Source organism: Kitasatospora sp. NPDC059827 (assembly GCF_042731675.1).
GTDB lineage: Bacteria > Actinomycetota > Actinomycetes > Streptomycetales > Streptomycetaceae > Kitasatospora.
This window is the reverse complement of sequence record NZ_JBHWIV010000044.1, coordinates 31,356-50,191: the sequence shown is the minus strand read 5'-3', so window position 1 is coordinate 50,191 and position 18,836 is coordinate 31,356. Positions and strand designations below refer to the sequence as shown.

Annotated in this window: 20 protein-coding genes; all 20 read left to right on the top strand. The window is 73.4% G+C overall.

The window, feature by feature from the left end; all coding sequences use genetic code 11:
* Window positions 1–175 precede the first annotated feature (175 nt).
* The gene (locus ACFV8H_RS25475) at window positions 176–394 is read left to right on the top strand and encodes a ubiquitin-like protein Pup (protein WP_030286125.1); all 219 of its coding nucleotides are present in this window, start codon (window positions 176–178) and stop codon (window positions 392–394) included.
* A gap of 163 nt (window positions 395–557) precedes the next feature.
* Window positions 558–1,400, top strand: coding sequence for a proteasome subunit beta (gene prcB / locus ACFV8H_RS25470; protein WP_380403997.1), 843 nt, complete (start codon window positions 558–560; stop codon window positions 1,398–1,400).
* Between the two features lie 31 nt (window positions 1,401–1,431).
* Window positions 1,432–2,187, top strand: a complete 756-nt coding sequence (gene prcA / locus ACFV8H_RS25465) for a proteasome subunit alpha (protein WP_375890796.1) — start codon at window positions 1,432–1,434, stop codon at window positions 2,185–2,187.
* 121 nt (window positions 2,188–2,308) lie between these two features.
* Entirely contained in the window at window positions 2,309–3,670 is a 1,362-nt protein-coding gene (gene pafA, locus ACFV8H_RS25460) for a Pup--protein ligase (RefSeq protein WP_375890798.1), read from the top strand.
* Window positions 3,671–3,805: 135 nt separating this feature from the next.
* On the top strand, window positions 3,806–4,795 hold the full coding sequence (locus tag ACFV8H_RS25455) for an FKBP-type peptidyl-prolyl cis-trans isomerase (protein ID WP_380403993.1): 990 nt from the start codon (window positions 3,806–3,808) through the stop codon (window positions 4,793–4,795).
* A 217-nt stretch (window positions 4,796–5,012) separates the two neighbouring features.
* On the top strand, window positions 5,013–6,332 hold the full coding sequence (locus ACFV8H_RS25450; RefSeq protein WP_375890802.1) for an FKBP-type peptidyl-prolyl cis-trans isomerase: 1,320 nt from the start codon (window positions 5,013–5,015) through the stop codon (window positions 6,330–6,332).
* Window positions 6,333–6,493: 161 nt separating this feature from the next.
* Window positions 6,494–6,877, top strand: a complete 384-nt coding sequence (locus ACFV8H_RS25445) for an FKBP-type peptidyl-prolyl cis-trans isomerase (protein ID WP_380403990.1) — start codon at window positions 6,494–6,496, stop codon at window positions 6,875–6,877.
* A 198-nt stretch (window positions 6,878–7,075) separates the two neighbouring features.
* A complete protein-coding gene (locus ACFV8H_RS25440) occupies window positions 7,076–8,056 on the top strand; it encodes a helix-turn-helix transcriptional regulator (protein WP_380403987.1) in 981 nt (326 codons plus the stop codon).
* On the top strand, window positions 8,053–9,009 hold the full coding sequence (locus tag ACFV8H_RS25435; protein WP_375890807.1) for a helix-turn-helix transcriptional regulator: 957 nt from the start codon (window positions 8,053–8,055) through the stop codon (window positions 9,007–9,009). The genes ACFV8H_RS25440 and ACFV8H_RS25435 overlap by 4 nt, the downstream gene beginning before the upstream one ends.
* 27 nt (window positions 9,010–9,036) lie before the next feature.
* A complete protein-coding gene (locus ACFV8H_RS25430) occupies window positions 9,037–9,243 on the top strand; it encodes a hypothetical protein (protein ID WP_333493513.1) in 207 nt (68 codons plus the stop codon).
* Between the two features lie 21 nt (window positions 9,244–9,264).
* Entirely contained in the window at window positions 9,265–9,441 is a 177-nt protein-coding gene (locus ACFV8H_RS25425) for a hypothetical protein (RefSeq protein ID WP_360230298.1), read from the top strand.
* 190 nt (window positions 9,442–9,631) lie between these two features.
* The gene (gene tatA, locus ACFV8H_RS25420) at window positions 9,632–9,946 is read left to right on the top strand and encodes a Sec-independent protein translocase subunit TatA (RefSeq protein WP_380403984.1); all 315 of its coding nucleotides are present in this window, start codon (window positions 9,632–9,634) and stop codon (window positions 9,944–9,946) included.
* 157 nt (window positions 9,947–10,103) lie between these two features.
* Complete coding sequence (gene tatC / locus ACFV8H_RS25415) at window positions 10,104–10,997, top strand: twin-arginine translocase subunit TatC (RefSeq protein WP_380404049.1); 894 nt, start codon at window positions 10,104–10,106, stop codon at window positions 10,995–10,997.
* A gap of 133 nt (window positions 10,998–11,130) precedes the next feature.
* A complete protein-coding gene (locus ACFV8H_RS25410; protein WP_380403981.1) occupies window positions 11,131–12,291 on the top strand; it encodes an NAD(P)/FAD-dependent oxidoreductase in 1,161 nt (386 codons plus the stop codon).
* A gap of 88 nt (window positions 12,292–12,379) precedes the next feature.
* On the top strand, window positions 12,380–12,700 hold the full coding sequence (locus tag ACFV8H_RS25405) for a (2Fe-2S)-binding protein (RefSeq protein WP_380403980.1): 321 nt from the start codon (window positions 12,380–12,382) through the stop codon (window positions 12,698–12,700).
* Between the two features lie 76 nt (window positions 12,701–12,776).
* Window positions 12,777–14,168, top strand: a complete 1,392-nt coding sequence (locus tag ACFV8H_RS25400) for an FAD-dependent oxidoreductase (protein ID WP_380404046.1) — start codon at window positions 12,777–12,779, stop codon at window positions 14,166–14,168.
* An 86-nt stretch (window positions 14,169–14,254) separates the two neighbouring features.
* Window positions 14,255–15,190 (top strand): dihydrodipicolinate synthase family protein, encoded by a 936-nt coding sequence (locus ACFV8H_RS25395; protein WP_380403977.1) that lies wholly within the window; start codon window positions 14,255–14,257, stop codon window positions 15,188–15,190.
* A 121-nt stretch (window positions 15,191–15,311) separates the two neighbouring features.
* Window positions 15,312–16,316, top strand: coding sequence for a proline racemase family protein (locus ACFV8H_RS25390; RefSeq protein WP_375890815.1), 1,005 nt, complete (start codon window positions 15,312–15,314; stop codon window positions 16,314–16,316).
* 37 nt (window positions 16,317–16,353) lie between these two features.
* On the top strand, window positions 16,354–17,715 hold the full coding sequence (locus tag ACFV8H_RS25385; protein ID WP_380403975.1) for an aldehyde dehydrogenase family protein: 1,362 nt from the start codon (window positions 16,354–16,356) through the stop codon (window positions 17,713–17,715).
* Window positions 17,716–17,747: 32 nt separating this feature from the next.
* Window positions 17,748–18,800 (top strand): proline racemase family protein, encoded by a 1,053-nt coding sequence (locus ACFV8H_RS25380; protein WP_380403972.1) that lies wholly within the window; start codon window positions 17,748–17,750, stop codon window positions 18,798–18,800.
* Window positions 18,801–18,836 lie beyond the last annotated feature (36 nt).

Here is an 18,836-nt window from a genome sequence, read left to right as displayed (position 1 = left end):
TCACCACGGGTGAACGTCCGCCGAATGGGAATCATCCGGGGTGGCAGCGGGTGTTGGACAGGGAGCACCACCGGCAAACCGGGAGCGGCAGTCGCACCTTGTGTATAGGGTCGGTGCCAACCGGCAACGACCGACCGACCAAACCGTGCCAGACGATTCGAGCGGGGTGAGGGAAATGGCGAGCAAGGACACCGGCGGCGGCCAGCAGCGGGCAAACCGCTCCTCCGAGGAGGTCGAGGAGCAGGTCGCGGAAACCCAGAATTCCGACGACCTCAAGGAACGCCAGGAAAAGTTGAGCGACGACGTCGACGCGGTGCTCGACGAAATCGACGAAGTGCTCGAGTCGAACGCCGAGGATTTCGTCCGGGGATTCGTGCAGAAGGGCGGGCAATAGCCCGTACCCGGTCATCGGGAATTCACGGTCGTGACCGTCCGGGACGGTCGGGCGGCGCCGTCCGCCCGGCCGTCCCGGCACCGGCCCCTCCACGCGTTGGACGATGATCGTCGGCGGGTAGGGTGCGGGCAATGCGCGCTTCAAGCTACCTGGAAGGAATCGTGTGGAAGCCAACACTCGTGGCACCGGGCGTCTACCGGCTGCCTTCCTGACCCCGGGGTCCTCCTCGTTCCTGGACTTCCTCGCCGAGCACCGGCCGGAGCTGCTGCCCGGCCACCGCGGGCTCCCCGAGGGCTCCGTGGTCGAGGCCCCGCACGGGACCACGATCGTGGCCGCGGTCTTCGACGGTGGCGTGGTGATCGCCGGCGACCGCCGCGCGACCATGGGCAACGTCATCGCCCAGCGTGACATCGAGAAGGTCTTCCCGGCGGACGAGTACAGCGCCGTCGGCATCGCCGGCACCGCCGGCCTCGCGGTCGAGATGGTCCGGCTGTTCCAGCTGGAACTGGAGCACTACGAGAAGATCGAGGGCGCGGTGCTCTCCCTGGAGGGCAAGGCCAACCGGCTCACCACCATGATCCGGGGCAACCTCGGCATGGCGATGCAGGGCCTCGCGGTGGTGCCGATCTTCGCCGGTTACGACCTCGACCTCGGCCGCGGCCGGATCTTCAACTACGACGTCACCGGCGGGCGCTCCGAGGAGCACGGCTTCACCGCCACCGGCTCGGGCTCGGTCTTCGCCCGCGGCTCGCTCAAGAAGCTCTACCGCGACGACCTGACGGCCGAGGAGGCCGCCACCCTGGTCGTCCAGGCGCTCTACGACGCGGCCGACGACGACTCCGCCACCGGCGGCCCGGACCTCGCCCGCAAGATCTTCCCGATCGTCTCGCTGATCACCGCGGACGGCTTCCGCCGGCTCGACAACGCGGAGGTCGCGGCGATCGCGGTCGCCATCACCGACGAGCGCCTGACCCGGCCCAACGGCCCGCAGGCCCCGCTGATCTAGCCATCACCTCACAGGAAAGGGACGACCGCCGGTGTCGACACCGTTCTACGTCTCGCCCCAGCAGGCCATGGCGGACCGCGCGGAGTACGCCCGCAAGGGCATCGCTCGCGGCCGCAGCGTGGTCGTGCTCACCTACGCCGACGGCATCGTCTTCGTCGCCGAGAACACCTCCCGGGCGCTCCACAAGGTCTCCGAGATCTACGACAAGATCGCCTTCGCGGCGGTCGGCCGCTACAACGAGTTCGAGAACCTGCGCATCGGCGGCGTCCGCTACGCCGACCTGCGCGGCTACTCCTACGACCGGGCCGACGTCACCGCCCGCGGCCTGGCCAACGTGTACGCCCAGACCCTGGGCACCATCTTCTCCTCGGTCGGCGAGAAGCCGTACGAGGTCGAGCTGATCGTCGCCGAGGTCGGCCGCACCGCCGACAACGACCAGATCTACCGGCTCACGCCGGACGGCTCGGTCGTCGACGAGAAGAACTACGTCGTGGTCGGCGGCAACGCCGACTCGATCGGCAACTACCTGGGCCAGCGCCACCGCGCCGGACTGAGCCTCACCGAGGCGGTGAAGGTCGCGGTCGACTCGCTCGCCCGCGACCCCAACGGGGGCAGCCCGCGCGCCCTCACCCCGGAACAACTGGAGGTCGCGGTCCTCGACCGCCAGCGGTTCCAGCAGCGCAAGTTCAAGCGGATCCTGGGCAACCAGCTCGGCCGGCTGCTCGACGGGGACCAGTCCGCCGAGTCGGACGACGACGAGAACCCGGCGGCGAGCGCGCCGGAGTAGCAGTGCCTGCGGAGTCCCGTACGGCGGCCGGACCGCCGGCGTACGGGACTCCGGTGCCCCTGCGGCGGCCCAGTCGTCGTGGAGGCGGTTTCGGACAGCTCCGACAGAGAATGGAGTGCTCATGGACCGCCGGATTTTCGGGCTGGAGAACGAGTACGGCGTGACCTGTACGTTCCGCGGGCAGCGTCGGCTGTCGCCGGACGAGGTCGCGCGGTACCTGTTCCGCCGGGTCGTCTCCTGGGGCCGCAGCAGCAACGTGTTCCTGCGCAACGGCGCCCGGCTCTACCTCGACGTCGGCTCCCACCCCGAGTACGCCACCCCCGAGTGCGACGACGTGACCGAGCTGGTCACGCACGACAAGGCGGGCGAGCGGATCCTCGAAGGACTCCTGGTGGACGCCGAACGGCGGCTGCACGAGGAGGGCATCGCGGGGGACGTCTACCTCTTCAAGAACAACACCGACTCGGCCGGCAACTCCTACGGCTGCCACGAGAACTACCTGGTGGCCCGGCACGGCGAGTTCTCCCGGCTGGCCGACGTGCTCATCCCCTTCCTGGTCACCCGCCAGCTGATCTGCGGTGCGGGCAAGGTGCTGCAGACCCCGCGCGGCGCGGTGTTCTGCGTCAGCCAGCGGGCCGAGCACATCTGGGAGGGCGTCAGCTCCGCCACCACCCGCTCCCGCCCGATCATCAACACCAGGGACGAGCCGCACGCGGACGCCGAGCGCTACCGCCGGCTGCACGTGATCGTCGGCGACTCCAACATGTCGGAGACCACCACCCTGCTCAAGGTGGGCTCCACCGACCTGGTGCTGCGGCTGATCGAGGCCGGCGTGGTGATGCGCGACCTCACCCTGGAGAACCCGATCCGGGCGATCCGCGAGGTCAGCCACGACCTCACCGGCACCCACCAGGTGCGCCTGGCCAACGGCCGGGAGGCCAGCGCGCTGGACATCCAGGAGGAGTACTACAGCAAGGCCCTGGAGTTCGCCGACCGCAAGGGCATCAACACCGGCACCATCGCCCAGGTGCTCGAACTGTGGGGCCGCACCCTGGAGGCGGTGCGCACCGAGCGCCTCGACACGGTGGCCACCGAGATCGACTGGATCATGAAGTACAAGCTCATCGAGCGCTACCGCGAGAAGCACGAGATGAGCATGTCCAACCCGCGGGTCGCCCAGATCGACCTCGCGTACCACGACATCCACCGCCGGCGCGGCCTGTTCTACCTGCTCCAGGGCAAGGGCCAGGCGAAGCGGGTGACCACCGACCTCAAGACCTTCGAGGCCAAGTCCGTCCCGCCGCAGACCACCCGGGCCCGGCTGCGCGGGGACTTCATCCGCCGGGCGCAGGAGCAGCGCCGGGACTTCACGGTGGACTGGGTGCACCTCAAGCTGAACGACCAGGCGCAGCGCACCGTGCTGTGCAAGGACCCGTTCCGTTCGGTGGACGAGCGGGTGGAGAAGCTGATCGCCGGCATGTGATCGTCGGCGAGTGACCGACCGCTGCGCCCTCGGCGTTGACCGGCCCCGGTGGTGTCTACCGGGGCCGGACGCATGCCGGGCATACGCTGTCCGTCGAGTCGGGAGAGCCGACTTCGACCGACAGTTAGGACCACCGTGCGCCGCACCGCCGGTTTGCTTCTCACCCTGCCGTTGCTGCTCGCGGTCGCTTGCAGCAGCTCGCCCAAGGCGGCCGGACCGGCGACGCCGTCCACCCCGAGCGCGGCCCCGACGGTGCCGGCGCCGGTGGGCGAGGCCTCCCCGATGCCCACTCTTTCGGGTGGTGGTTTCGGCAGCAAGGCCACCATCACCATCCCCGAGGGCCAGCAGCCCAGCGGCCAGTTCGTGGTGAACACGGTGACGGACGGTGAGCGGTCGACGGTCGGCAAGGGCGACTGGGTGACGGTCAACTACACGGCGAAGGACTGGACCACCGGCAAGGACCTGCCCAGCTCGTACGACGACAACGGCAAGCCCCAGCTCTACCAGGCCGGCAGCGGGCAGCTGGTGCCGGCGCTGGACCAGACCGTGATCGACAAGAAGGTGGGCACCCGGCTGCTGGTGGTGGCCCCGCCGGCCGCCGCCTTCGGCGAGCAGGGCTCCACCCAGCTGGGCGTCAACAAGGGCGACACCGTGGTCTTCGTGCTGGACATCGTGGAGGCGCTGCCGCAGGACTCCACGCTGACCGGGAACATGACCCAGCCCGCCGCGACGCTGCCACAGGTCAAGGACAACGGGAAGGCACCGGTGGGGATCACCGTCTCGGCCGGGCAGGCCGCCCCCACCGACCTCCAGCAGGCCGTGCTGATCAAGGGCGAGGGCAAGCAGGTCAAGACGGGGCAGACCCTGATCGTGCAGTACACCGGGGTGCTGTGGAGCAACGGGCAGCAGTTCGACGCCTCCTGGACCCACGGCGGGGCGCAGGCCGTGCAGATCGGCACCGGCAGCGTGATCGAGGGCTGGGACAAGGGGCTGGTGGGGCAGAACGTGGGCAGCCGGGTGCTGCTGGTGGTGCCGCCGGCCCTGGGCTACAAGGACCAGGCCCAGGGGTCGGTGCCGCCGAACTCCACGCTGGTCTTCGTGATCGACATTCTCGAAGCGGTCTAGCGGGCGCTCTAGGAAGTCGCCGGGAGGATTCCGTACGCTTGGGCGGACGCTCGTACAACAAAGCGTCCGTCCTCATCCTGAGCTGTCATACTGCCCTCGCACTGTGGCAGGCGCCGCCCGGCGCCGGGGTCCGGGGCGGACGGGTACGGCGGCAGGCCGGCGCTCACCACGCCGGGCGCAGACCTGGAAGACCTCGTGGCGAGATGGATGGGGAGTCATGACTGAGAAGACGCCGAGCCCGGGCGCGGCCGGCACCGCGGCGAACGACGGCTCTGCGGGTGACCCGGCCGCCTCCCGCCCGGGAGGGCAGGCCACGGCGGACCGCGAGTCGATCGTCGTGCCCCCGGCGATCCTCGCGCAGCAGGCGGGCTGGGCGCAGCCCGGCGACAAGCCGCGCGCGGCCGGGCCCAAGTCGGACGACGACGAGGCCCCGCAGATCTTCGCCAGCAACGTGCGCAAGGCCGACAGCTCGGAGGCCGGGTACGACGAGAACCCGCCCGGCGTCGGCAAGCTGGGCGTGATCCTCGGCACGGTGCTCGCCGTGCTGCTGGTCGGCAGCGGCATCACGCTGTACATGGTGAACAAGGACTCGTCGAAGGACACCGCCTCGGCCGCCCAGCCGGACGCGACGAAGTCCGCGCCGCCCACGCCGACCGCCGAGCCGGTGCCGCCGATCAAGGACAGCGCCAAGGTGCTGCCGACCGTCACCGGTGACTTCGGCAAGAAGGCCGAGATCCAGGTGCCGGGCGAGGCCTCCGACGGCTCCTTCGTGGTGAAGGTGCTGTCCGAGGGCAACGGCCCCAAGGTGGACAAGAACTCCTGGACCTCGGTGGACTACACCGCCAAGGACTGGAACACCGGCAAGGACATCCCGAGCTCGTACGACGACAAGGGCAAGCCGCAGATCTTCCAGGCCGGCACCGACGCGCTGATCCCCGCGCTGGACCAGGCCGTGATGGGGAAGAAGGCCGGCAGCCGACTGCTGGTGGTGGCCCCGCCGGCGGCCGGCTTCGGCTCCCAGGGCAAGCCGGACATGTCGATCGGCCCGAAGGACAACCTGATCTTCGTGATCGACGTCCGCAACGCCAACGCGCCCGACGCGGTGGTCAGCGGCACCGTCACCCCGCCGCCGGCGGACTTCCCGCAGGTCAAGGACAACGGCAAGAAGCCGGCCGACATCACCCCGGTGGCCGGGGCCAAGGACCCGACCGAGCTGAAGACCCACGTCCTGATCAAGGGCACCGGGCCGGCGGTGGAGAAGGGCGAGAAGGTCGTCGTCCAGTACACCGGCGCGCTGGCCAAGGACGGCAAGGTCTTCGACTCCTCGCTCAGCAAGGGCCAGGCGTTCTCCTTCGCGGTCGGCGGCGGCCAGGTCATCCAGGGCTGGGACCAGGGGCTGACGGGCCAGACCGTCGGCAGCCGGGTCGAGCTGGTGATCCCGGCCTCGCTGGGCTACGGCGACAAGGGCCAGGGCGACATCCCGCCCGGTGCGACCCTGGTCTTCGTGGTGGACATCCTGGACGCCGGTCAGGGCTGATCGACTTTTCGGGGACAATGGTGCGCGTGTGACCTTCGGGTGCGGCCGCGTGGCCGCGTCCCGGCGGGCGGCGGGCGCCCGTACCGTGGTCCGGACGGACCGCGGCACGGGTGTCCGCCGCTTGGTCGTGTAGGGAATTTGGGAACGTGAGAAGAGGGACCATGGCTGTGAACCTGAACGAGAAGCCCGAGATCGACTTCCCGATCGGCGACGCCCCGACCGAGCTGCAGATCCGCGACATCGTCGTCGGTGACGGCGAGGAGGCCAAGCCGGGTCAGAACGTCAGCGTCCGCTACGTCGGCGTGACCTTCGAGACCGGCGAGGAGTTCGACGCGAGCTGGAACCGGAGCCCCAACGAGTTCCGCTTCCCGCTGGGCGGCGGCCGGGTCATCAAGGGCTGGGACCAGGGTGTCAAGGGCATGAAGGTCGGCGGCCGTCGCGAGCTGACCATCCCGTCGCACCTGGCGTACGGCGCCCAGTCGCCGTCGCCGCTCATCCCGCCGCACTCGACCCTGATCTTCGTGGTCGACCTGCTGGCGCTCTGAGCCCGCGCTGACCTCGGGCCGGACCCCTTCGGGGGCCCGGCCCGAGGCCGTTCCCGGGCCCGGACGGCGGCTCCCGGGGACCGGCCGCGGGACGCGGCTTTTGCAGTGCGTACCGCTACCGGTACGGTCGGTCCCGCCGGGTGGGATCGCCCGGTTGGCGCACCCCGCGCGCGGCGCGGCACACCGGAAGGGTCAGCGATGGCGATCGCCAAGGCAGAGCGGCTGATGAATCTCGCCCTGTGCCTGATGAACACCAGACGTCCGCTCTCCAAGAAGGAGCTGCGGGAATCCATCGAGGCCTACCGCGAAGCCTGGCAGAACAGCAGCGAGGACGCCTTCAACCGGATGTTCGAGCGGGACAAGGACGACCTGCGCGAGCTCGGCCTGGTGATCGACGTCGACGAGAGCACGCTGGACGGTGAGCTGGGCTACCTCGCCCGCGCCGACCGCAACCGGCTGCCGGAGATCGCGCTGGACGCCGAGGAGGCGGCCGCGCTGACCCTGGCCGCCCGGGTCTGGCAGCAGGCCAAGATGTCCGGCGCGGCCAGCGGCGCGCTGCAGAAGCTGCGCGCGGCCGGGGTGCCGTTCACCGAGGCCGAGGGCCGGACCGCCCTGGAGCCGCGCATCCCCGCCCGGGAGGCCGCGTTCGAGCCGCTGCTCACCGCCGCCCGGGACCGCCGACCGGTCGCCTTCGAGTACCGCAAGGCCGGTGCCGCGGCCGTCGAGCAGCGCAGCGTCGAGCCGTGGGCGCTGGAGTGCTGGCGCGGGCACTGGTACCTGGCCGGGTACGACCGGGACCGCGGCGACGCCCGGGTGTTCCGGCTCAGCCGGATCACCGGCAAGGTGAAGGCCAGGAGCGGGGCGTTCCTGGGCACCGTGCCCGAGCACGTGGACGTCCGGGCCACCGTGGCCAAGTTCGCCGGTGAGGGGGCCACCGCCACCGCGACCGTCCGGGTCCGCCGGGGCGCGGGCTTCCCGCTGCGCACCAAGGCGCTCGGCAGCACCAGGGTCGACGAGGTCTGGGACGAGCTGGAGATCCCGTACGGCAACGGGCTGGGCGCCGACCTCGCGGAGTTCGGGCCCGACGTGCTGGTGCTCGGCCCGGAGGAGCTGCGGGCGGATGTCATCGACCGGCTGCGGGCGGTCGCGGGGCTGGACACGGAGGACGTTCGGGCATGAGCAATGCGATCGACCAGACGCGACGGATGCTGTCGCTGGTCACCTACCTGCGCGAGCGGCCCGGGGCCGAGGTCGCCGAGGTGGCGCGCGCGTTCGGGATCAGCGAGCGCGAGCTGATCGCCGACCTCAACGTGCTGCCGATGTGCGGCACCAGCTTCCGCGGCGGTGACCTGCTCGACATCGACACCGACGGCGAGCGGATCTGGTGGCACAACGTCGACGACGTGGCCCAGCCGCTGCGGCTGGCCGCCGACGAGGCGACCGCGCTGCTGGTGGCCGCCCGGGCGGTGGCCGGGCTGCCCGGTCTGCGGGCCGGGGACCGGGAGGCCCTCACCCGGGCCGTCGCCAAGATCGAGAACGCCGCGGGGGAGAGCGCCGAGGGCAGTGCCCGGGTCGGCGTGACCTTCGAGGCCGAGAGCCACGTCTTCGCCGACATCGACCGCGCGCTCAGCGAGGGCCGCCGGCTCTGGCTGCGCTACTACTCGCACGGGCGCGGCGGGATGACCGAGCGCGAGGTCGACCCGATCCGGCTGCTCACCGAGGGCCACACCTACCTGGAAGCCTGGTGCCGCACCTCGGAGGACCACCGGATGTTCCGGCTGGACCGGGTCGCCGAGATCCGCGTCCTGGACGTCCCGGCCGACCCGCCCCGGCGCGAGCCGCGCGACCTCAGCGGCGGGCTGGTCAACCCGGCCGCCGACGACCCGGAGGTGGTGGTCGAGGTCTCCTCCGGCGGCCGCTGGGTCGCCGAGTACTACACCCACGACCGGGCCGAGGAACTGCCCGACGGCGGGCTGCGGATCACCCTGCGCAGCGCCGACCCCTCCCAGCTGCGCCCGCTGGCGCTGCGGCTGGGCCGGGACGGCCGGATCGTCTCGCCGCCCGAGCCGGCCGAGCAGGCGCGCTCGGCCGCGCGGGAGGCGCTGGCCGCCTACGGGGAGGGGCGGGACTGAGCGGTGGAGCCCGGGACGAGATTCAAGGTGTACTGCTCGCAGTGCCGGGAGAAGGTCGAGCTCCCGGCCGAGGAGTTCCGGCTGACCCTCGGCCGGACTCCCGCGCAGGCGCACTACAGCTTCGGCTGCCCGCTCTGCGGGGCGGCGGTCCGCAAACCGGCCGGCGAGAAGATCGTCGAGGCGCTCACCGCGGCCGGGGTGCGCACCATGCGGCTCGTCCCGGCGGAGGGGTGACCCCCGTATAGGGTGGGGCGCATGTCCTGGATGCTGGTCGCCGCCGTCCTGCTCGCCACCGCGGGCCTGCTGGTCCTCGGGGTCCTCGCGATCCGGCTCTGGCTGGACGTCCGGGCGCTGGCCAAGGGCGTGGACGCGGCGTCCCGGGCGCTGGCCGAGGCGGCGGGGGAGCTGGCCGAGGCCGTTCCCGCCCGATAGCACGGCCGGGTCATCGGCGGTACGGGGGCTGCTGTCCGGAGGTGAGGGCGGGTTACGCTCTCAGTGGCTCCAGTCCTGCCGGTCGGGGCCGCTGTCCTGTTCGGGCGGCCGTCGTCGGGGCGTCATCCGCAGCGGTTACCATCCGCGGCGGGCGGCCTGTCGGGCCGCTGATGCTGAAGGTGGTCGGCGCATGCGCTTCTCGATGACCGCGATCGTGGTGGTCGTGGTGGTTGCCGTCGTGCTGTTCGGGGCCAAGCGGCTGCCCGACCTGGCGCGCTCGCTGGGGCAGTCGCTGCGGATCCTCAAGAGCGAGGCCAGGGCGATGCGCTCGGAGGACGAGCCGGAGGGCAGTGCGTCGGCCGTCCGGCCGTCCGCGCCGCAGCAGGTCTCGGCGCAGGGCTCGCCGCAGCAGGGCTCGCCGCAGGTCTCGGCGCAGCCGGAGGCCCGGATCGTCGAGCCCGCGCCCGGCGCCCCGGGTGTGCCCGGCGGCGAGCGCCCGCACTGAGCGCGGCGCGCGTGACGTACCCGAGGTACGCGGCACGGGTGCCGCGAGCGACCACGGAGGCCCGTCGACCGGCGGGCCTCGACGCACGAGTTGAGGACCGGGGTTGAGCAAGCTCTCCAAGGCGCCGCAGAAGGCGCCCAAGGATCCTGAGGGGCGGATGGCCCTCGCCGATCACCTGCGGGAACTGCGCAACCGCGTGGTCAAGTCGGTCCTGGCGATCCTGGTGATCACCGTCATCGCGGCGATCTACCACAAGCAGATCGAGGACTTCCTGCTGCAGCCGCTGCCGCGCTGCACCGTGGAGACCGCCGGGCAGTACCACGGCAAGTGCGCCCAGGTCTCCAACATCGGTCTGACCGCCGGTTTCACCTGGATGTTGAAGGTCTCGCTGACGGCCGGCGTGGTCGGGACCGTGCCGATCTGGCTGTACCAGGTCTGGGCCTTCGTGGCGCCCGGCCTGCACAGGCACGAGAAGAAGTACGCGGTCGTCTTCATGCTCTGCGGGGCGCCGCTGTTCCTGGCCGGTGTGGCCGTGGCGATCCTGGTGCTGCCGACCACGGTCGACGTGCTGATCTCGTTCACCCCGAACAACACCACGCCGATCCTGCCGCCCGAGGACTACCTCGACATCGCGACCCGGATGGTGCTGGTCTTCGGCCTCGCCTTCGAGTTCCCGCTGCTGCTGGTGATGATGAACCAGGTCGGGATGGTCACCGGCAAGCGGCTGCTCGGCTGGTGGCGCGGCATGGTCATGGGCATCACGGTGTTCGCGGCCTTCGCGACGCCTAGCGCCGACCCGCTGAGCATGCTGGCGCTGGCCGCGCCGATCTGGGCGCTGTACTTCATCGCGGTGGGCATCTCGATCATGAACGACCGGCGCAAGCGCCGGAACGACCCGGACGCCGAGCTGGACGACGAGGAGGCCTCCGAGGTGGACCTCGCGGTGCAGCCGGTGGCGGGTACGGAGACGGTCGAGGCCTCGGCGACGCCGGCGGCGGGCGCCGCTCCGGTGCCGGGCGCACGGCGTGAGCAGATGGACGACATCACCTGAGCCGGTGAGTGATCGGGCCGTGGCCCCGGTTCCCGCTTCGTGCGGGGGCCGGGGCCGTCTGCCGTTCCGGAGGCTCTCCCGGGAAGGTCGAGGGACTCTTGGCAGAGCAGATGGCATGTGACATATTACTGGCGTGCTGAAGACCTGGACACCTCCACTGGACGTCGTCGTGGTCGGCGCCGGAGTCGTCGGCGCCGCCTGTGCCTACTACGCCGCCCGGGCCGGACTCGCCGTCGCCGTCGTCGACCGCGGGCCGGTCGCCGGTGGCACCACCGGGGCGGGCGAGGGCAACCTGCTGGTCTCCGACAAGGAACCCGGGCCCGAACTCGACCTCGCCCTGCTCAGCACCCGGCTCTGGCGCGAACTCGCCGAACAGCTCGGCCCGGCCGTGGAGTACGAGCCCAAGGGCGGCGTCGTGGTCTCCTCGACCGAGGCCGGACAGCAGGCGCTGCGTGCCTTCGCCGCCGGGCAGACCGCCGCCGGGGTGAGCGCCGAGGAGGTCCCGGCCGAGCGGCTGCGCGAGCTGGAGCCGCACCTCGCCCCCGGGCTCGCGGGCGGCTACCACTACCCCCAGGACGCCCAGGTGCAGCCCGCGCTCGCCGCCGCCCACCTGCTGCGCGAGGCCCGCCGGGCGGGCGCCGAACTGATCACCGGGGAGGACGTGACGGCCGTGGAGCGCGGCCCGGACGGCGCGGTGCGCGGCGTACGGACCGCCCGGCGCCGACTGGCCGCCCCCGCGGTGGTCAACGCCGCCGGCACCTGGGGCGGCGAACTGGCCGCGCTGGCGGGGGCGCACCTGCCGGTGCTGCCCCGGCGCGGGTTCGTCCTGGTCACCGAGCCGTTGCCCAGGATCGTCCGGCACAAGGTCTACGCCGCCGACTACGTGGCGGACGTGGCCAGCGGCTCGGCCGGGTTGCAGACCTCCGCCGTGGTCGAGGGGACCCCGGGCGGACCGGTGCTGATCGGCGCCAGCCGGGAGCGGGTCGGCTTCGACCGGACCCTCTCCCAGGAGGTGCTGCGCCGGCTCGCCGTCCAGGCCGCGGAGCTGTTCCCGGTGCTCGCGGACGTCACCGTGATGCGCGTCTACCGGGGCTTCCGCCCCTACCTGCCGGACCACCTGCCCGCGATCGGCGAGGACCCCCGGGTGCCGGGGCTCTACCACGCCTGCGGGCACGAGGGGGCCGGGATCGGGCTGGCGCCCGCCACCGGGCTGCTGATCGCCGAGCAACTGACCGGCAAGCGGCCGGAGCTGGACCTCGCGCCGTTCCGGGCCGACCGGTTCCCGGCGGGGTGACGGGCGTGGGCGGGGTGACGGGCGTGGGTGTGGGCCGGGCCGTGGACGGATCGGATCGGATGAGCTGGACGACGGAATGGAGAAGCCGGTGACGCGTCGCCGAACCCCTGCCGGGCTGGTCGGGGCCGACCCCGGGCCCGGGCACCTGATCGAGTTCGACGGGCGGGCCGTCCGCGCCCTGCCCGGGCAGTCGATCGCCGCCGCGCTCTGGGCCGACGGCGTGCTCGCCTGGCGCACCACCCGGACCGGCGGGCGGCCGCGCGGGGCGTTCTGCGGGATCGGCGCCTGCTTCGACTGCCTGGCCACGGTGGACGGCCGGGCCAACCAGCGGCTGTGCCTGCTGCCGGCCGAGCCCGGGACCGTCGTCACCAGTCAGGAGGGCCACGGCCGTGCCGATCTCGCCGTCTGAGCGTGCCGAGTCGTCCGAGGGCTCCGAGTCGTCGGAGGGCTCCGAGTCGTCCGAGGGCCTGGGGCCGTCCGAGGGCGTGGGGTCGACCGGGCGCTGCGAGCCGGCCTACGACCTCGCCGTGGTGGGGGCCGGGCCGGCCGGGCTGGCCGCCGCCGTCACCGCCGCCGACCTCGGGCTGCGCTGCGTCCTGCTGGACGGCGCGGACCGGCCCGGCGGGCAGTACTACCGGCACCCGGCGCCCGGACTGGGCGCGAGCCGCCCGGACCGCCTGCACCACCGCTGGCCGGTGTACGCCGGGCTGGCCGCGCGGCTCGAAGCCCACCCGCGGGCCGACTTCCGCGGCGGGCACCAGGTGTGGGCGCTGGAGCGGACCGCCGACGGCTTCGCCCTGCACGTCACCCGCGGCCCGCAGGCCGCCGACCGGGCCACCCTCCGGGCCGCGGCGGTGCTGCTCGCCACCGGCGCGTACGAGCGCCAACTGCCCTTCCCCGGCTGGACGCTGCCCGGGGTGGTCACCGCGGGCGGCGCCCAGGCCATGCTCAAGGCCGGGCTGGTGCTGCCCGGCCGGCGGATCGTGGTGGCCGGCAGCGGACCGCTGCTGCTCGCCGCGGCCTCCTCGCTGGTCGCCGCCGGGGCCGAGGTCCCGGCGGTGGTCGAGGCGAGCGGCTACCTCGGGTACGCCCGGCGCCCCGACGTGCTGGCGGCCGTCCCCGCCAAGCTCGTCGAGGGCGCCGGGCACGGCGGCGCGCTGCTGCGGCACGGTGTACGGCTGCGGCCGCGCAGCGCGGTGGTCGAGGCGCACGGGACGGACCGGGTCACCGGCGTCACCGTGGCCCGGCTGGACGCCGACTGGCGGCCGCTGCCCGGCACCGAGCGGCGGATCGCCTGCGACGCGCTCGCCGTCGGCCACGGGCTGCTGCCGCAGATCGACCTGGCCACCGAACTCGGCGCGGACACCCGCACCGGGCCGGACGGCGCGGTCGCGCTGCGGGTCGACGCCCGGCTGCGCACCACCGTCCCGGGCCTGTGGTCCGCGGGGGAGACCAACGGCGTCGGCGGTGCGGACCTCGCGCTCGCCGAGGGGGAGCTGGCCGCGCACGCGGTCGCCGGGGTGCTGCCCGGGCGGGCGCTGCTGGGCCGCCGGGCCCGGCTGCGGGAGTTCGCCGCGCTGATGGCGGCGGCCCACCGGCCCGGGCCCGGCTGGACCGGGTGGCTGCGGCCGGACACCGACGTGTGCCGGTGCGAGGAGGTGCCGGTCGCGCGGATCGCGGAAGCGGTGGAGGAGCTGGGCGCGGGCGATCCCCGGACCGTCAAGCTGCTCACCCGGGCGGGGATGGGCTGGTGCCAGGGGCGGATGTGCGGTCCGGCCGTGGCCTGGCTGTCCGGCGCGGCGGAGCCGGGGGCGGACCGGCGGCCGATGGCCTGCCCGGTGCCGCTCTCGCAGCTGGCGGCCGGCCCGGGGGAGTAGGCCCGGTTCGGCGGAGTGGGTCGGGCCCGATCCGTCGGAACGTCTCGGGCGGGGACCCTTGTCTCCGGCCTGTCACTGTTTATAAAATGTCACACCTCACCAAGGAGCCCAACGTGTCCATCACCCCGCACGACACCACCCGCCCCTGGCGCGGCATCATGGTCGCCACCACGATCCCGCTGCGCCCGGACCTCTCCGTCGACTACGACGCCTACGCCGAGCACGTCCGCTGGCTGATCGAGTCCGGCTGCGACGGCGTCGTCCCGAACGGCTCGCTGGGCGAGTACCAGACGCTCACCGCCGAGGAACGCACCCGGATCGTCGAGGTCGCGGTCGAGGCGGCCGGCGACGGCGCCCGGGTCATGCCCGGGGTCGCCGCCTACGGCAGCGCCGAGTCCCGCCGCTGGGCCGAGCAGGCCGCGGAGGCCGGCGCCGGCTCCGTCCTGCTGCTGCCGCCCAACGCCTACCGGGCCGACCACGCCTCGGTGCGGGCGCACTACGCGGAGGTCGCCCGGGCCGGGCTGCCCGTCGTCGCGTACAACAACCCGATCGACACCAAGGTCGACCTGGTGCCCGCGCTGCTCGCCCAACTGCACGGCGAGGGCTCGATCGTGGCGGTCAAGGAGTTCAGCGGGGACGTCCGCAGGGCCTATGAGATCGCCGAGCTGGCGCCCGGGCTGGACCTGCTGATCGGCGCCGATGACGTGCTGCTGGAGCTGGCGCTGGCCGGGGCCGTCGGCTGGATCGCCGGGTACCCGAACGCGCTGCCCGAGGCGTCCGCGGCGCTGTACCGCGCGGCCGTCGGGCACGACCTGGAGACCGCGCTGCCGCTCTACAAGTCGCTGCACTCGCTGCTGCGTTGGGACTCCAAGACCGAGTTCGTCCAGGCCATCAAGCTGTCCATGGACATCGCCGGACGCCCCGGCGGGCCGGTCCGGGCGCCGCGGCAGCCGCTGGAGCCGGAGATCGAGGCGGCCGTGCGCGCGGCCACCGAGAAGGCCCTCGCGGAGGGTCTCGCGTAGGGCCTGCCCGACACGCGCCGGTGCCACCGGCGCCACCGGCACCACCGGCACCACCCGTCGTACGGCCGGCTGTGCGGGCAGCCGGCCTCCACCAACCGCTTCGTCAGAGGAGTTGTGCGGAATGCGCAGCCGTCACGTGTTCCACGCCGTCGACTCGCACACCGAGGGCATGCCGACCCGGGTGATCACCGGGGGCTTCGGCGTCATCCCCGGCGCCACCATGGCCGAACGCCGGGTGCACTTCCAGCAGCACCTGGACCACTTCCGCACCCTGCTGATGTACGAGCCGCGCGGGCACGCCGCGATGAGCGGCGCGATCCTCCAGCCGCCGACCCGGCCGGACGCCGACTTCGGGGTGCTCTACATCGAGGTCTCCGGGCTGCTGCCGATGTGCGGGCACGGCACCATCGGCGTCGCCACCGTGCTGGTCGAGACCGGGATGGTGCCGGTGGTCGAGCCGGTCACCACGGTACGGCTGGACACCCCCGCCGGACTGGTGGTCGCCGAGGTGCGGGTGGAGGGCGGCGCGGCCAAGGCCGTCACCATCCGCAACGTCGCCTCGTACTCCGTCGCGCTGGACCGCAAGATCGAGGTGCCCGGCCACGGCACCATCGGCTACGACCTCGCGTACGGGGGCAACTTCTACGCCATCCTGCCGCTCGCCGAGTTCGGGCTGCCGTTCGAGCGCGAGCGCAAGCAGGACATCCTGGACGCCGGCCTGGCCCTGATGGACGCGATCAACGCGAGCCCCGACCGGCCGGTGCACCCGGAGGACCCCTCCATCCACAGCTGCCACCACGTCCAGCTGCTCGCCCCCGGCTCCACCGCCGAGCACTCCCGGCACGCGATGGCCATCCACCCCGGCTGGTTCGACCGCTCGCCCTGCGGCACCGGCACCTCGGCCCGGATGGCCCAGCTGCACGCGCGCGGCGAACTCCCGCTGGGGCGGGACTTCCGCAACGACTCCTTCATCGGGACCACCTTCACCGGGCGGCTGGTCGAGGAGACCGAGGTGGCCGGCCGGCCGGCCGTGGTGCCCACCGTGACCGGGCGGGCCTGGATCACCGGCACCGCCCAGTACTTCCTGGACCCGGACGACCCGTTCCCGGCGGGCTTCCTGCTCTGACGCTCCCTCCCGAACGCGCTTTGAAGGGCTGCTAGTTGTGACCATCACCTCGTACAACCCCGCCGACCCGACCGACCTGGTGGTCGCCGTCGAGGCACCCGGCGCCGAGGCCGTGCGGGCCGCCGTCGGGCGGGCCCGGGCGGCCCAGGACGGCTGGCTGGCGGCCGGCGCCGGCGCCCGCTCGGCCGCGCTGGGCCGGATCGCCGAGGCGGTCGAGGCACACGCCGAGGAACTCGCCGCGCTGATCGTGCGCGAGGTCGGCAAGCCGCTCGCCGAGGCGCGGGGGGAGGTCGCCCGGACGGCGGCGATCTGGCGCTACTACGCCCAGGCGCCGTACGAGCCGTCCGGTGCGGTGCACGAGACCGCCGCCGGGCCGGGCCTGCTGTTCACCCGGCGCCGCCCGCACGGGGTGGCCGGGCTGATCGCGCCGTGGAACTTCCCGCTGGCGATCCCGAGTTGGAAGGCCGCGCCGGCGCTGGCGGTCGGCAACACGGCGGTGCTCAAGCCCGCGCCGGAGGCGACGGCGTGCGCGCTGCGGCTGGCCGAGCTGGCCTCGGCCGTGCTGCCCCCGGACGTGCTCGCGGTGCTGCCCGGCGGCGCGGAGGAGGGGGCGGCGCTGGTCGCGGCGGCGGACGTGGTCTCCTTCACCGGCTCCACCGGGGTCGGCCGGGCCGTGGTCCTGGCCGCCACCGGGCGTGGGGTGCCGGTGCAGGCCGAACTCGGCGGCCTGAACGCGGCGTTGGTGCTGCCGGACGCGGACGTGGAGCTGGCCGCCGGGCACATCGCGGCCGCGATCGCCGGGTACGCCGGACAGAAGTGCACGGCCACCAGCCGGGTGATCGCGGTCGGGACGGCGTACGAGCCGCTGCGCGAGGCCCTGGTCAAGGCGCTGGCGGCGGTGGACGACGCGGTCTGCGGGCCGGTGATCGGCGCCGACGCGCGGGAGCGGCTGGTGGCGGCGGTCGAGTCGGCCGTCGCGGACGGGGCGAGCGTGCTGGTCGGCGGGAGCGCGCCCGACCGGGCCGGCTGGTACGTCGAGCCGACCCTGCTCGCCGACGTCCCCCCGCAACACCCGCTGGCGCGCGAGGAGTTCTTCGGACCGGTCGCGGTGCTGCACGCGGCGGCCGACCTGGACGCGGCTGTCGCGCTCGCCAACGACACCCCGCACAGCCTGGCCACCTCGGTGCACACCCGGAGCCTGGACGCGGCGCTGGCCGTCGCCGACCGGCTGGACGCGGGCATGATCCGGGTCAACGCCCCGTCCAGCGGCGTCGACTTCCACCTGCCGTTCGGGGGGACCAAGGGCGCGGCCCACGGGGAGCGCGAACAGGGCCGGGCGGCACTGGAGTTCTACACCGTCGGCCGGACGGTCAGCGTGCTGCCGGGCGGGGGGCTGTGATGCCGGGCGGGGCAGCGGGCTCGGGGACGGGGGTGGGGTCCGGCACGGGGCCGGGGCCGGTGCTGTGCGTCCGTACGGTCGACTACCACACGGCCGGCGAGCCGTTCCGGATCGTGCTGGACGGCGTGCCCCCGATCCCCGGCGACAGCGTCGCCGAGCGGCGGGCCATCGCGATCGGCGCGGGCGGCAGTGCGACCGCGCCCCGGCCGAGCGCACTGGAGGAGGTCCGGCGGCTGCTGGTCCACGAGCCGCGCGGGCACGCCGGGATGTACGGCGGGTTCCTGGTGCCGCCGGACGACGACGAGGCCCACCTGGGCGTGCTGTTCTGGCACAAGGACGGCTACTCGACCGCCTGCGGGCACGGCACCATCGCGCTCGGCGCCTGGGCCGTGGACTCCGGGCTGGTCCCGGCCCCCGCGGACGGCGTGGCCCGGGTGCGGATCGACGTTTCTTCCGGGCGGGTCACCGCCCTGGTGCGGCGCAGCGGCGGGCGTACCACCGGGGTCACCTTCCGCAACGTGCCGAGCCGGGTCAGCGCCTTGAAGCTGCCGGTCGAGACCTCGCGGGGGACGGTCGAGGTCGCGGTGGCGCACTCCGGGGCGTGCTACGCCTCGGTGCCGGCCGCGGCCCTCGGGCTCGCCGTCGAGCCCGGGCTGCTGCCCGAACTCGTCGCCGCGGGGCGGGAGATCAGGGCGCTGCTGGCCGGGTCGGAGGCCGTCGCGCACCCGACCGACCCGCGGCTCTCCGGGGTGTACGGGGTCGTGCTGTACGACGAACTTCCCTCGGAGGAGGGGGTGTTGAGCCAGCGGAACGTCGTGGTGTTCGCGGACGGGCAGATCGACCGCTCGCCGTGCGGCTCCGGTACCTCCGCGCGCCTCGCGGTGCTCGCCGCCGAAGGGCGGATCGCGCCGGGCGAGGAGCTGCGGCACGAGTCCGTCATCGGCACCGTGTTCACCGGGCGGGTGGTGGGCGGCGGCGACCCGCTGGGGGAGGGCGTCGTCACCGAGGTCGGCGGGACGGCGTACCGCACCGGGGAGCACCTGTTCGTGCTGGAGCCCGGGGACGCGCCGGGGTTCACGCTGTGACCCCCGATGCCGTGACGCCCGATGCCGTGACCCCTG

Coding starts and splice junctions, on each gene's coding strand:
- pafA (WP_375890798.1), top strand. CDS start 2,309: ATGGACCGCCGGATTTTCGGGCTGGAGAACGAGTACGGCGTGACCTGT.
- ACFV8H_RS25450 (WP_375890802.1), top strand. CDS start 5,013: ATGACTGAGAAGACGCCGAGCCCGGGCGCGGCCGGCACCGCGGCGAAC.
- tatC (WP_380404049.1), top strand. CDS start 10,104: ATGGCCCTCGCCGATCACCTGCGGGAACTGCGCAACCGCGTGGTCAAG.
- tatA (WP_380403984.1), top strand. CDS start 9,632: ATGCGCTTCTCGATGACCGCGATCGTGGTGGTCGTGGTGGTTGCCGTC.
- ACFV8H_RS25390 (WP_375890815.1), top strand. CDS start 15,312: ATGCGCAGCCGTCACGTGTTCCACGCCGTCGACTCGCACACCGAGGGC.
- ACFV8H_RS25440 (WP_380403987.1), top strand. CDS start 7,076: ATGGCGATCGCCAAGGCAGAGCGGCTGATGAATCTCGCCCTGTGCCTG.
- ACFV8H_RS25445 (WP_380403990.1), top strand. CDS start 6,494: ATGGCTGTGAACCTGAACGAGAAGCCCGAGATCGACTTCCCGATCGGC.
- ACFV8H_RS25475 (WP_030286125.1), top strand. CDS start 176: ATGGCGAGCAAGGACACCGGCGGCGGCCAGCAGCGGGCAAACCGCTCC.
- ACFV8H_RS25435 (WP_375890807.1), top strand. CDS start 8,053: ATGAGCAATGCGATCGACCAGACGCGACGGATGCTGTCGCTGGTCACC.
- ACFV8H_RS25425 (WP_360230298.1), top strand. CDS start 9,265: ATGTCCTGGATGCTGGTCGCCGCCGTCCTGCTCGCCACCGCGGGCCTG.
- ACFV8H_RS25395 (WP_380403977.1), top strand. CDS start 14,255: ATGTCACACCTCACCAAGGAGCCCAACGTGTCCATCACCCCGCACGAC.